10 protein-coding genes and 1 pseudogene are annotated in these 12,993 nt (G+C 71.8%); 8 read left to right on the top strand and 3 right to left on the bottom strand.

Annotation, left to right across the window (positions count from 1 at the left end):
- Positions 1-265: 265 nt before the first annotated feature.
- A complete protein-coding gene (locus tag ACZ51S_RS16430) occupies positions 266-424 on the top strand; it encodes a hypothetical protein (RefSeq protein ID WP_468961453.1) in 159 nt (52 codons plus the stop codon).
- A gap of 3 nt (positions 425-427) precedes the next feature.
- On the opposite strand, the pseudogene ACZ51S_RS16425 reads toward ACZ51S_RS16430, so the two are convergent.
- Together ACZ51S_RS16425 and ACZ51S_RS16420 are read right to left on the bottom strand one after the other, a co-directional pair.
- Positions 428-870: pseudogene (locus ACZ51S_RS16425) on the bottom strand (oxidoreductase); the annotation flags it as partial.
- Between the two features lie 202 nt (positions 871-1,072).
- On the bottom strand, positions 1,073-1,543 hold the full coding sequence (locus ACZ51S_RS16420; protein ID WP_468802316.1) for a MarR family winged helix-turn-helix transcriptional regulator: 471 nt from the start codon (positions 1,541-1,543) through the stop codon (positions 1,073-1,075).
- Between the two features lie 79 nt (positions 1,544-1,622).
- Between ACZ51S_RS16420 and ACZ51S_RS16415 the strand changes: the two genes are divergently transcribed.
- From ACZ51S_RS16415 to ACZ51S_RS16395, 5 genes are all read left to right on the top strand, one after another.
- Positions 1,623-2,687: an ABC-2 transporter permease gene (locus ACZ51S_RS16415; RefSeq protein WP_468961195.1), complete on the top strand. Its 1,065-nt coding sequence runs from the start codon at positions 1,623-1,625 to the stop codon at positions 2,685-2,687.
- Between the two features lie 274 nt (positions 2,688-2,961).
- Positions 2,962-3,534 carry a CbrC family protein gene (locus ACZ51S_RS16410; protein WP_468961193.1) on the top strand — a complete coding sequence of 191 codons (573 nt, stop codon included), beginning with the start codon at positions 2,962-2,964 and terminating at the stop codon, positions 3,532-3,534.
- Positions 3,535-4,134: 600 nt separating this feature from the next.
- The gene (locus ACZ51S_RS16405) at positions 4,135-4,263 is read left to right on the top strand and encodes a hypothetical protein (protein ID WP_468961191.1); all 129 of its coding nucleotides are present in this window, start codon (positions 4,135-4,137) and stop codon (positions 4,261-4,263) included.
- Between the two features lie 1,593 nt (positions 4,264-5,856).
- A complete protein-coding gene (locus ACZ51S_RS16400) occupies positions 5,857-6,267 on the top strand; it encodes a hypothetical protein (RefSeq protein ID WP_468889190.1) in 411 nt (136 codons plus the stop codon).
- Between the two features lie 834 nt (positions 6,268-7,101).
- Positions 7,102-7,608: an RICIN domain-containing protein gene (locus ACZ51S_RS16395; protein WP_468961189.1), complete on the top strand. Its 507-nt coding sequence runs from the start codon at positions 7,102-7,104 to the stop codon at positions 7,606-7,608.
- A gap of 455 nt (positions 7,609-8,063) precedes the next feature.
- Here ACZ51S_RS16395 and ACZ51S_RS16390 read toward each other — a convergent pair whose 3' ends face one another.
- Positions 8,064-8,201 carry a hypothetical protein gene (locus tag ACZ51S_RS16390; protein ID WP_468479563.1) on the bottom strand — a complete coding sequence of 46 codons (138 nt, stop codon included), beginning with the start codon at positions 8,199-8,201 and terminating at the stop codon, positions 8,064-8,066.
- A 128-nt stretch (positions 8,202-8,329) separates the two neighbouring features.
- Between ACZ51S_RS16390 and ACZ51S_RS16385 the strand changes: the two genes are divergently transcribed.
- Positions 8,330-10,480, top strand: coding sequence for a hypothetical protein (locus tag ACZ51S_RS16385; RefSeq protein WP_468961187.1), 2,151 nt, complete (start codon positions 8,330-8,332; stop codon positions 10,478-10,480).
- 282 nt (positions 10,481-10,762) lie between these two features.
- Positions 10,763-12,550 carry a hypothetical protein gene (locus ACZ51S_RS16380; RefSeq protein ID WP_468961186.1) on the top strand — a complete coding sequence of 596 codons (1,788 nt, stop codon included), beginning with the start codon at positions 10,763-10,765 and terminating at the stop codon, positions 12,548-12,550.
- The last annotated feature ends 443 nt before the right edge of the window (positions 12,551-12,993 follow it).

The following is a 12,993-nucleotide window of genomic DNA, read 5'->3' as shown; positions in this document are numbered from 1 at the left end:
GCGGACACGTTCGTGGAGGTCGCCGACTCCTGTTGCCGAAACGCCGGCCAGGACCTGGTCGAGGCGGGCGAGGCGGGCGCGCGATGTCGAACGCAGCCGAGCTGCGGGGATACGGGCGAGGACGTCCAGGGCCCGCTGAGCGGCATCGGCGGGGCTGGGTGGGTGCCTCGGCCTGTGCGAGCACCAGGGTGGCCGCGGCCCAGCCGGGGGTGGCCACGGCAGCGGAGGCGATGGACGTTTCGGCAGCAGAGCGGGCGCGGTTGTGGTGGCCGAGGGCGATGGCGGACTCGGCCTGGTGGAGGGTGTACTCGTCGGCGTCGAAGCCGAACCGGCCCGGGACGAACCCCACGCGGTAGGCTTCGAGTTGGCGGCCGGCTGCGGCAAGCGTGGCGGCCTCCTGCTCCCGGCCCAGGCCGGCGAGTGAGGTCAGTGAGCCGTTGGCGCCGTGCAGTTCCACGCCGTCGAAGCCGGCCGCGACCGCGTTGCGCGCGGCGGTGGCGTAGTCGGCGATGGTCCGGGCGATCTCCGCCTCGGTCAGCTCGCGAGGAGTGACGAATTCTGCGGGCCCTGGTGGGTGTAGACCTGGCCGGCGGCCTTGACCGCAGAGGGTCCGACCGGTGTCAGGCCCATCAGGCTCGGGTGGCCGACCCGCCCGGTGTGCATCGGCTGTAGGAAGATCACCCCGCCGCGCTCGTGGACCGCGCCGGTGACCTTCTTCCGCGCCTCGATCAGCTCGTTGGAGTGGATGCCGGGGGTGTCCGGGTAGCACTGACCGACCGCCGACGGCTGGGTGCCCTCGGTGACGATCAGGCCCGCACTGGCGCGCTGACCGTAGTAGGCGGCCATGAGCTCCGTGGCGGACAGGCCGGGAGTGGCGTCCATGGTCTGAGCGGTCGGGAGGGAGTCTCAACCGACGTTAGGGATGGGGGGCCGTGGTCGGCGTCACCCTGCAGAGCTGCTCGGTTGCGTAGCTCTGAGGTATGACGAGAACAGGGCCGCCCCCCCGCGCGTGCGCCGGGGCTGCCCATCAGTCGCCCCGCGCCGATGCCGCCGGCAGGTACGGCGGCTGGTCTCACGGGTCGGGGGTTGCCGTGGGACCAGCGGTGGGGGGCAGGGCGCCGGGGTTGAGATGGGTGACCAGACGGTGCAGGAGGTGATGCACCGAGGCCCGCTCCTGGGGCTCCAAAACCGCCAGTGCCTCTTCATTGACCCGGCGGACCACGTCTCGTGCCTGCTCCAGGAGGCGGGAGCCGTCGGGAGTGCTGTGCAGGCACAGGATGCGGCGGTTGGTGGGGTGGGGCGAGCGCGTGAGCAGCCCGCGGTCGGTGAGGCTGGCCACGGCAGAGCCCATCGACTGGGCGGTGATGCCGGCGTGACGGGCGGCGTCGGCGCTGGAGATCCCCGGCTGGCGCTCGGCCCGCTGGAGGGCGTTGTACTGCGCGAGGTTCAGGTCGAGAGCGCGCAGTTCTCTCTCCAGACGGGTGGCCATGGCCTGGGCGAAGTGCCAGGCCAGATAGCCGGTGTGGATGGGCTGCTCGCTCACAGGGACCCCACTTGTAAGGCAACTTATGTTTTACTGCTTCGGTTATCAGGCACCTTACAACTTGTGGACGGTTCTCTTCATGCCAGCCCCCACCTCCCTCCATCTCGCCGACGCCCTGTCGGCCACCCACGGGGACATACCCGACCCCGCCCCCGAACCTCACCCCAACTCCGGCCTGAAGGGCGTCCTGCTGCCCGTCGCCGTGGTGCTCGCCATCGGGACGATCTTCGTGAGCGTCTACCTCGCCGCCTTCCACGCTCCCCGCCCGCATGACCTCCCCGTCGCAGCCGTCGGCACCGCCGCCGAGGCGCACCGCCTGGAAGCCGACCTGGAACGGGTCCTGCCCGGCGGCTTCGAGATCCGGCCCTACGGCGACGAAGCCGCGGCCCGCGAGGCGGTCGAGCACCGCGAGGTCTACGCCGCCCACCTCCCCGCCCACGGACAGGGCAGCGGCAAGCTGCTCTACGCCGGCGCCAACGGCCCCTCCGTGACCGGCACCCTGACCGCCGCCTTCGCCCAAGCCGCGGCGCAGCACGGCCCGCCCCCGGCCGGCGAGGACATCCTGCCGGTGTCCGCCGGCGACACCCGAGGCCTGTCGGTCTTCTACGCCGCCTTCGGCCTCGTCCTGGCCGGCTACCTCTTCGGCATGATGACCTACCAGGCCGCGCCCGCCCTGCGCTTTCGCCAGCGCATCGCCAGCCTGACCCTCTTCGGCGCCCTCGGCGGCATCATCGTCGCCCTCCTCGCCGGCGACACCGGTTTCGGAGCCCTCCCCGCCTCCTTCGCGGGCACGGCCGCGGTGACCGCCCTGATGGCCATGGCAGCGGGAGGCGCGACCATGGCGATCGTGAAATGGACCGGATCCGCGGGCGCCGCCATCGCCTCGGTGATCCTGCTGATCTTCGGCAACGCCACCAGCGGCGGCGTCATGCCCCCCTTCTACCTGCCCGACTGGCTGCATCCGCTGTCCGGCGTGCTGCCCGTCGGCGCGGGGGTTCGCGCTCTCCAGGGGATGTCCTACTTCCACGCTGACGGCCTGTGGTCCGGCCTCGCCGTGCTGACCGCGTGGATCACCGCCTGCGTGGCCCTGCTCTACCTGCGCGACACCCGCAGCACCCGCAAGGCCCTGCTGCGCACCGCCTGACCCCGCTGGCTCCGTGCTCACGTAGCCATGACCCGGCCTGGGGTCAGGCTTCGGCTCGACGTAACCGGCTGGCCCCCGCAGGAGGTTGTAGACGGGGCGCTGCTGATGTCGGAGCACGGGTGGTTCGGGCCGGCGGGGCGCTCGGAGTACGTCCCGGCCGAACCCGGCCGGTCCGGTGACGTGGGCCGGTGCGTGTGCGGGGCGCCCCCTAGATGCAGCCGGTCTCACTCCGGGCGGGGCAGCTCAGCAACCTCTTGTCCTGGCGACCTGACCGGTGTTGGGCTCGGGATGGTTGTTACGGTCGGTGCTTGTGACTGAGCCGCTTCCAAGGTTCCCGCACCATCCCGATCCTTTGGCCACCGGGTCGGTGGTGGCCGCCGATGCGGCGTGCGCGTGCTGCGGGCAGGACCGCGGCTACCTGTACGTGGGACCTGTCTACGCGGTCGAGGCACCTGCTGGTCGCATCTGCCCGTGGTGCATCGCGGGCGGAGATGCGGCAGCGAGGTACGAGGCTCACTTCAGCGCAGGCGCCGCAGGGGACGACGCGCCGATGGAGGTGCTGCGGGTCATCGCGGAATGCACGCCGGGCTTCACCGGGTGGCAGGACGAGCGGTGGCTCCTGCACTGCGGCGACGGTGCCGCCTTCGTCGGCCGCGCAGGGGCCCGAGAACTTCAGACCCGCCCGGATGCGGTCGAGTCCCTCCGTTCGGAGGTCAGTGGCCTGGGCTGGCGGCCGGAGCAGGTCGAGCAGTACCTCACCGATCTGGACAAGGACGGTCAGCCGACCGCGTACCTCTTCCAGTGCCGGGTCTGTGCGGTCCACCTTGCCTACTCCGACTTCGCATAGCCCGGCATCTGAACTCCGCTGTCGAACACTTCAGGGGCGAGGGGGTCGGGCGCTGAGTTCGGCCGGGGTGGGCGCTGGCTTCCGCCGCGGGCGCCCCACGACGGTCTTCTGGCCGGTGAGGGTGCGGGCGGTGAAGGCGCCCGCGAAGGTCTCGTCGCCGTCCTGATAGGTGATGAGGGCGGCGGCGGGGTGGTCGGCGGCGTACGCATGGCGGACAGCAGCTGGTCAGCGTGACCGGACGCCTGACACTCTCCGGGCCGGGGCGGGCAGAGCGAGGCGGAGGGGTTCGCGCATGCCGGTGAAGTGCAGGTGGAGGCCGCCGGGGCGGGCTCCACGGCCACGAGCCGGTCGGCGCGGGGAGCTGACGGCGGTGGGCCGACGAGTTCGTCTTCGCCCGGCCCCACACCGCGCGGCGCCGACTACGAGGGAGGTTGTCGTCCACGAGCGGGCCCGCAGGGTGGGGAGCCGGATACCTCGAGGCGCACACGGCCGGAGCGGGCGTCGACCAGGCCGTCGCCGCCACCACCACCAAGGTCGCCGCCAAAGCACCCGCCGCCCCGGTCCCCGCTGCTGCCAGCCCATCACGCTGTCCGGCAGCCGGTGCCTGCTTCCGGCCGGGCGCACCCGCACCTGGCCCCGGCCGGGGCCACCGTCCTCGAGGACTCCGCCACGGCCGACGAGGCCCGCCGCTACACCCGCGGCGCCTACGACGCCGCCCCCTGGATCTGAACCCGACCAGGCGGGGGCTGACCTCCCGCCAGCCCCCGCCGCCCCGCCTCATGAGGAGCGCACGAGCATGCACCAGACCCCGCCCTGCGCCCTGGCCCCCACCGCCCCCGTCATCTACCGGCCGCAGGCCCTCGCCGAGCACAAGGCGCACCCTGTCGTCCTCGCCCCGCCGCCGCCCCCCGCCGCGCCTTGGTCCAGCTCGACACCGGGCAGTGGGTCACCGCGATGGTCCCCGCCGCGCCCCCGGTCATCGTCGCCGTCCTCGAGGCCGCACCTGTCCGCGCTGGAGCGCGGCAGGCACCGTCACCACCGTGTCGAGCCTGTGCGCTCTGCCCCTTTCTGCCGGAGGCGCGCTCATGATGCCGGCCCCTATCTCGCCTCCCTCACCTCCCTCGCGTTCGGGCCGCCCGCCCGCTTCGGCCGCCGACGTGGCGGGCCGCCCTGCCTTCGCGGACGCCTACAAGGTGCTCGCGCCGAAGCGTATTGAGCAGTTGTCCAGGAGCCTGCCGCAGTCCTGGGCCAGGCCGAGGCAATCGAGGCAGAGACGTCGCCTGGGCAGGGGATCGCCTGCTTGCCCAGGCGGCCGTCAACCGCTGCGTTCCCGGCCGGGGCGAGCCGCCGCCGAGCAGGCTGGGGCCACCGGCTACTGCTCGCCGTTCGTGCGGGCCGGCGGGCCGCCGACGACACGCAACCCTCTGCCTGCAACCGAGGCCTCGTTCCAACCGCATGCTCTGACCAGTGGCGGCCATCATGCCGACCACCGCCGGGATGCATCTGTCCGCTGGTGTACTCAACAGGAGATCACGGCCGTGCTGTCGCCGTCAGGGTTCCCTCGCGTGCCGCTGTCCGGCGCCCGCGGTCCACCTGCTTCCGCTGTACCTGTTCTCGCCACCGGCCTTGATGCCACCGTTCCCGCCCTTGCCGTATGTCGTGCCGCCACGTTGGCCGCCCTCGCCGCCCTGACTCCCAGCCCCTGCGGCGATGCAAGAGTTCGAAGGCAACCACAACAGCGGCAATGAGGGACGGGACGGCCTGGCCGGCAACTGCGGTTCAGCAAGCCACATGACCACCGACCTGCTCAACGTCGATGCCGTGCGACCACAGCACTGGGCGCGGCGACAGATGGAGCACTCCGCCACCCACGACACCGGTCGGTCCGACTCGGCATCGGGCGTCGAACATGGTGGTTACGGTGGATCGATTACTATCCGCCCGTCGCGAGTTCCACAAGTAAAACGGATCAGTCAGCAACTGCTGTGCCACGTTGATGCCGTCCGCTACGAGGGCGTCCGCCGTCGGTCACCGCACGCACGTACTGGGGCACAGCGAAGGGGTCGTCCACCCTGCGGGCGAACGACCCCTTCAGCGCTTCGGTACTCAGTTCCGCTTGGCAACCCCCGCCGTCACCAGATCAACGGCATCCCCGACGGTCACGACCTCGGGGTCCTCTCCCCAAGATGCCGGCGTTGTACCGCTCTTCGAACCGGGTACCGAGCTTTGGTATGTGCTGTCCGCTCGGGACCGTCATGCACCCCCGGGCCTTCTCGCTGTGCGGAAGAGCGGGGTGTGGGTGGCGGGGGGTCGGGAAGGCTGGTGCTCGTGATCGAACGTGATGCGGGCGGCCCCGAAGAGGCCGGCGGAGCCGATGTACTGGACTTATACCTGGAGATGGCGCGCGCCCGGCTCTCCCCGGCGCGGTTCGAGGCGGTGGTCCGGGCGGTGCAGGACACCTGCGGGCTTCTCGCCCAAGGCCACCAGGCGCTGGTGGCGATGCCGGGGGAGGAAGGTTTCAGCCCGGACCTGCAGCGCGAGTACCTGGCACTGCTCGCGGTGATGATCACAGGCAGCCTCGACCACCGGATCGTCGAACTCCCCGGCCCCGACAACGCGCCCAGCCTGGCCGTCGTCCCCACAACCAGTAACCCGGGCCCAGCGGGTGGCACGGCAGCGCGTACTGGACGCCGCGACACTCCCATAAACCCGCCCTCGGTAACACCGTCATGACCGGCCTCGGCGACCGCGCGAAGGTGCTGGAACAGCTCAGCGTCAAGCCGCTCGCACACGCCACGATCATCGGACTCGTCAGGACGTGCCACCCGAGACGCAGGTCGGCCTCCTGGCCGGCTCCCGCCCCTGGCCCCTGCTCGCGGCCCGCATGGAGCAAATCCGCGCCCAGGGCGGCCCCGCACTCCTTGGTGCGCACCTGGCCCGCCTCCAGGCCGACACCACCTGGAAGGAGGCCTTGGGCTCCACCACGGTCGGGCGGCTCGTGCACGCGAGCTTGAACTCCCTGACGACACCGCCCTCCGCCCCGGCCGCGCCCGTGTCCCGGGCCGGGTCTCCCCGACAGCTGCCCGCTCGCGGTCCACCACCGCGCCCGCCACCGCGACCTCTGGCCAGCCAGCCCCGGCCGAGGCCGCCGTCCCCGCCCACCGGCAGCAGGCCGCTCCGGCCAAGAACGTGGGACGAGGCCGGTGACGGCCCGGGCCCCGGGACGCGCGGCGCGGGGGGCGGGCGCGGGAGGGACCCCGGGACGCCTACGAGTACCACGAGTACGAGGACCCGGAGGGTCGCGGCGGTTCCGTACGTTCGGGGCGCGTCTCGGAGGCCATGGCCGGACCCTGCCGCAGGCCGAGGGCTACCGTCCCGGGCGCGTGGTGCTGTTGCCGTCGTGGTGCCGTGGAGGATCGGTCCTGCGTGCGGCATGCCAAGATCGGAACGATTTATCACTTTTACGTATCTCTCATTCCTTTGGGTGTCTTGATCCGCAACCATCTACGCTGCGTGGCGATTTGCCCGTCAATGGTGGTGTCCGTTCGTTCTGTTCCTGGAGGCACCATGAAGTCCACCCGCCTGCTTACGACCGCGGCCGCCCTGGCGACCGCGGGCCTGATCACCTGCGTGCAGGCTCCGTCTGCGTCTGCCGCCACGTTCACCGCCCAGCTGGTGGCCCGCCACAGCCAGAAGTGTGTGTCGGTCGCGGGCGTAAGCAATGACAACGGTGCGGCCGCGGTCCAGTGGGGCTGCCAGGACGCCCCGAACCAGCAGTGGAAGCTCGTGCCCACCAGCGCCGGGTACTACACGCTGGCCGCCGTGAACAGCGGCAAGTGCCTCTCGGTCAGCGGCGTCAGCATCCAGAACAACGCCACGGTCGTCCAGTGGAGCTGCGTGGGCGGCCTCAACCAGGAGTGGCGGCTCGTCCAGAAGGACAGCGGCTACTTCTCGATCGAGGCCCGGCACAGCGGCAAGTGCCTGTCCGTGGCCGGCGCGAGTAACGACAACAGCGCGGCACTCGTCCAGTGGGAATGCGTGGAAGGAACCAACCAGCACTTCCGCCTCGGCTGACCCACCCCCAAGGGGCTCAGGGCAATTCTGAACCCCGTCCGCCTTAACGCCGGGGCCTGACCCACTCCCCCTCGCGGAGGTCTTCGGGCTCGACGAGAAGACGGCGGCGGCGGCCGCGCTGGCTGTGGCGGCGGTAGCGGCACCGGTTGTGCCCACCGCCACGGCCGCGCCGGCCCACAAGTGCGCGAGCAGCACGCAGGACATCGACGACAGCAGCTATGACGGGCGACGGCGCCGACCCCGTGATCGAGAGGGACTTCACCGCGACGAGGGCCGGTTGGAGGCCGGCACCCCGAGCGCCCACTGCAACGGCCACTACCGAACGCCGACGATCAAGCACCGGGCCGGCCCCGGCGCCCTGGCCGACTCGGTTCTGTTCCTGACTGGCATGGTGACGGCCGCGGCTACGGGCGTATGACTACACCGGGCCCCGACCGTCTGACCTGCGGTCTTGGCTAGTCGCCGGCGTCGGGGACGTCGTCCTGGCCGTGGCGCAGGATTGGCAGCAGGGTCTCGGCGGTGTCGCACCCGGTGCACGCCGCCGTGCCGGGCCGCGCGAGCGCATCGAGCGCCGCCGTCGTCTGCACCGGCACCGCCCGCTCGGTGGCCAGCCGGCGGCCCTAGCGTGGACCGTGGCGGCCCGGTTGCGGGTACGGCCGTCCAGGAGCAGACAGCCCTGGGTGGCCGAGGCATGTCAGAAGTGGCTGGCACGATGCTCCGTATGGATCTCGTACACCTGCTCGACGGCCTGGATGCCCGGCCCTGGTCTTCCCTCTCTCACGCGTACGGCGGCGCGGAGGACATTCCCGATCTACTGCGGGCTCTGACCGGCGCCGATGTGGATGCGGCGGATGAGGCGCTGTCCGAGCTGTACGAACGCGTTCTCCACCAGGGGACGGTCTACGCCGCCAGCGCGGAGACGGTGCCGTTCATGGCCGGGATCGCGGCGGCCGGCCACCGCACGGCAGACGTCTTGGCGCTGCTCGGCGGCATGGCAGAGAGCGAGGACGAGTACGGCGTGGCACCGGGCGCGGTCCGGGCGGCCGTGGCGGACCGGCTCCCGTTGCTACTGCCCCTTTTGGCCTCCCCGGAGCCGGAGGTCCGCCGGACCGCGGCCTGGGCGGTGTCCCACACCCGCGCGACCGCGATTGCGCTCCCCGCCCTCCGCGCGCGCTGGGACGAGGAACACGAACCCTCCGCGCGCGCGGAGGTCCTGGCCGGGATCGCACGGCTCGACCCGCAGGGCGGAGCCGCGGCCGCTGCCGCCGTCTTGGACCCGTCCCAGCCGGCCGAGGTGCGCATGGCCGCTGTCTTCGCCTCCCTCGACGCAGGCGTTCCGTGGACCGAACCCATGCACACGACGATGCTGTCCCTTCTGCCAGCCGACCCTCTGCGCTCTGATCTCGATCTCGAACGCGGCGAGCCGCTGGCCGCCGTCGTGGAGGCACTCCTGGGCCGGGGCGGCCGCATGGAGCGCAAGGTGGCGTTCGCACTGGTCGACGCAGCCCTGCACGACGGTCGGGCGGAGGTGCGGGCCGAAGGCCTCTGGGCGGCCGACCGCGCCTGCATGCTCTCCCGCAGTGCCTCGCGGCGACTGGTGTGGAACCTGCGAGCGGCGGCCGTCGACGAGGAGTCGGTGGTCGCCATGTCGTCCCTCCTGGGCCGGCTGGGCAGCGTCGCCGCACCGGCCGCGGACATCCTCGCCCCCCTCGCCGGACGGAATCCGGACCACGATGACGACCATGCGGACCGGGCCCTGGCCGCGCTCGTACTGGTTGCCCCCGCGCAGGCGGCCCCGCTCCTGGCCGCTGGCCTCGGGCGGCGCCCGCGGGCCCTCGCTGCCGCCGCCGGGTTCCAGAGACCGGAGGACTTCGCCTTCCCATACAGCGGCGAACTCCTCGACGCGGTCCGGGACCGCCTTGCCCGGCCCAACGCCCTGAGCGGCAACGAACCCTGGCAGTTGACGAACCTGCTGGCGGGGTGGGGCGCCGAGGCAGCGCCGGCGTTGCCCGAGCTGTGCGCGGCGCTCCAGCGTTTTCCCGGTCAGGCCGCCCGGGCCATCGCTTCCGTCGCCGCCGTTTGCGCCCCGGCGGACCGCGCCCGGGCCGTCACGTCGTTGCGGGCGGTGGCGGCCGAGCAGGGAGTCCTCCCCGTGGCGAAGGCCCTGCACGACCTCGACGGCGAGATCGCGCCCCTGCTGCACTGCCTCGAACAGGACCTCCGGAGTGGCGCCGGCCAGCTCACGGAGGCCGCCAGGATGGCTGGTGCGCTCGGTCCCCGGGCAGCGGCGCTTGCGCCTGCCCTGCGCGAGGCGCTCAGCGGCACGGACGGCGACACCACGCCCGCGTTGGATACGGACACGGCCCTCGCTGAGGCCTTGTGGCGTGTCACGGGGGACGCGGACGGGGTAGTTGCCGTTCTGGACTCGGTGTTGGCGCGCGCCGAACAGAACCCCTGGTCCTGGTGGTCGGTGGCGCTGGCCGCCCGTACGACGGGCCTCCTCGGCCCCGCGGGTCGGTCGCTCGGCGCCCGCCTGGAAGCCGCCCTCGACGATCCGGCACAGGCACCGGCCGCGGTGCTGGCCCTCACGGCCGTGGCCGAGCCCGCCTCGCTGGACCGTACCTCGCTCGCCGAGGCCGCCTTGCGGTCGGCCGAATCGGACGCCGATCCGACAGGTGCCTGCGATGCCCTGGAAGCACTCGGCCTCGACGCATTGACCGACGACCAAGCGCGCCGACTTGCCGCTCTCGCCGACGGCGATGCCCGGGTGGTCCGCTCGGGAGTCGAAGATCGCGTCATCCGCCAGGACGAAGCCCTCCGAAACCGGGCCCGGACACTTCTCACCGCCTGCCCGGACACCGCGGCACCCTGACCTGCCGGGCATCGTCGGCTGCCTTGACACCTGAACCAGGCCGCGCCCCGCACCATTCGTCCCGGACCGTGAGCGTCGTAGTTGGCGGACGGGCCAACTGCGACGCTCAGTCACACGTGCAGCGCAGCTGAGCCGTCCAGGAGCCCCCAGGGCGAAGAAGTTATCCACAGATTTGCAGCTCAGGGCCGCTCCTCACCCTCCCGTATCCACGCCCGGGCTTCTAGAAAGGGGTGTCCGCTTCCGGGGGTGAGGTGCCTGGACGCACACCGAATAGGCACCGCCATGGCACGAACCAAGTTCGACAAGCAGGTGGAGGAGACCGCCGAATCCGTAGCGTTCGGCATCGGCAGGTTCCTGGCCGGCCGACCGATGGACGGGGTGAAGCGGACCGACGCGACGTTCTGGCGATCGGGCACCCGCGTCCTGCCGAAGGTCGAAGGCCGCGTCTCGCGCTCGTCTTACCGCGCTGGGTGGAAGCTCCTGACCTTCCGCATCAGCACGCTGGCCGCCCTCGGCGCGGGCGGCTACCAGGCAGGGTGGGTCGACAAGGACGCCACCGCCCAGCAGATATGGGCCGACCCGGATCCCGCGATCACCGCGCTGGAGCAGACCGGGATCGCCGCGGCGTCGAGCGCGGCCGTGGGGACCGCCGCCTGCCCCGCGCTGACCCGCAAGCGCCGGGAGCTGATGCGGGAGTGGGTGCTCCCGCCGCACGAAGCCCTCGCGCTTCCGCTGCGCCTGCCGGAGCAGACCGACCCGCTCCGCTACCTCCACATCCCGCGCGACTTCTCCGAGGACGACGCGGTGATCCGCGTGGACGTGCCGGGCCGCCTCGACTTCTCGAAGGACCTGGTCGTCGACATCATCACTACCAAGCTCGCCCTGGAGGGCGTCACCTTCTCCTGGCACCTGGAGGGCAGCGAGACGTACGTGACGGTGAAGAAGACCCGCAAGCCCCCGGCCAAGGCGGCCTTCAAGGACCCTAAGGTCCGCGAGATCGTGGCCGCCGCCAAGGCGTCCGCGCCCGTCATCGGGTTCGGTTCCGCCGGGCGGATCGTCACCGTCGACCTGGACGCCGAATCCCCGCACATCCTGGTCAACGCCTCCACGGGCGGCTGCAAGTCGGTGACCCTGCGGTGCATCTCCTGCCAGATGCTCCATCACGGCTCGCTCGTGTTCGTCCTCGACACCAAGCGGATTTCCCACCCGTGGGCGTCCGGGCTGCCCGGGCTCACCTACTGCCGCGACATCGCCGACATCCACGACCAGCTCATCGCACTCTCCATGGAAGGCCGGCGCCGCACCCGCGTCACCGACGACCTGGGCATCGACGCCGACCCCAAGGCCATCGGCTGTCGAGCCGCATGCATGCACCTACTGCTGGGCGGTGGCGCGGAGCGGTTCAGGCGGTACCGCAGGCGGAGGGTGCTGTGTCCGGTCGCCGTGCTGTGCCAAGTGAGACCGGGGTGGCGGAACCGCGGGTGGGAGAGGGCACGGGTGTGGAGGCGCCGCCCGTTGGCAAGGCGGTTACGTCCGGTTTGCGTAGCCTGGGGTGCGGCGGACGCCATCACCTCCTCGAACCGTCAGAAGCTGCCGCCATACGACGCCCCCGGGGAGGTGGGCCACGAGCCTCCCTGCCATGGGGAGGGGCTCGGCGGAGTCGGTTTCGGGAACGGGGGCGGTGGCGGAAGCGGGTTCGGGCGGCCGTTCTCCTCGGCGATCCGCTCGGCGCGGCGAAACAGCTGGTGGTCGTCCTTCCGGGTCAGAGCGAAAGCGCGCAGGCGGGCACCGTCCGGGTCGAGCGCGTCGTATCGCTCCCACTGCTCGGTGAACCAGCAGAACGCGGCTTCGTCGCCGTCCCAGGCCCAGCCGGTCTCGCGTACGATGCTCCGCCCCACGTCCGAGCCCCAGCGTGCCGCAAGCTGGCACAGCTCCTCGCGGGCGGGGCCGGCGGGCAGCCCGCACAGGGCGCTGCGGCAGTCGGCTGCGAAGCCGGCCCGGCCGCTGGACTCCGCGACCCCCTTCAGCAGGGCGCTCACCGTCGGCTCCGGGCCGTGGACGGCCAGATAGTCCGAGATCAGGTCCTCACGCTGTGAGAGGACGGCCAGCAGAGGGCCGGCGCACGCCTCCAATGGACCGAATCGTGACGGGCCGTGGGGCGGGCGCAGGGGCAGGCGGGGGTTGGCCAGGAGCAGGCGGAGCCGGAGTGAGAGGTCGCCGCCGCTCCACAGGGGCTGCCACTCCCAGCCGGAAGGCAGGGTGTACAGGGCCGGCAGGTGGAACGTCTGGCAGATGTCGAAGAGCACGACCCTTTCCATCGCACGCAGCAAGTGCGGTTCGGCAGTCCCGCTCAGGAAAGCTCCGGCGCGCGCTCGCACCGTGTCGTCCCGGGTCTCGAGAGCCTTCTCGACGAACCAGAAGCTCACCCTCTCCGGACTCGTCCTCCAGTCGGAACGGGGTTGAGCGGCGCCCAGGAACGACTCGAGGCGGCTCGTACCCGCCTGTGGGCCGAG

The sequence above is a fragment of the Streptomyces sp. NPDC034043 genome (assembly GCF_055575675.1).
Note: the sequence above shows the minus strand (reverse complement) of the source record. Positions and strands in the feature narration are given on the sequence as shown.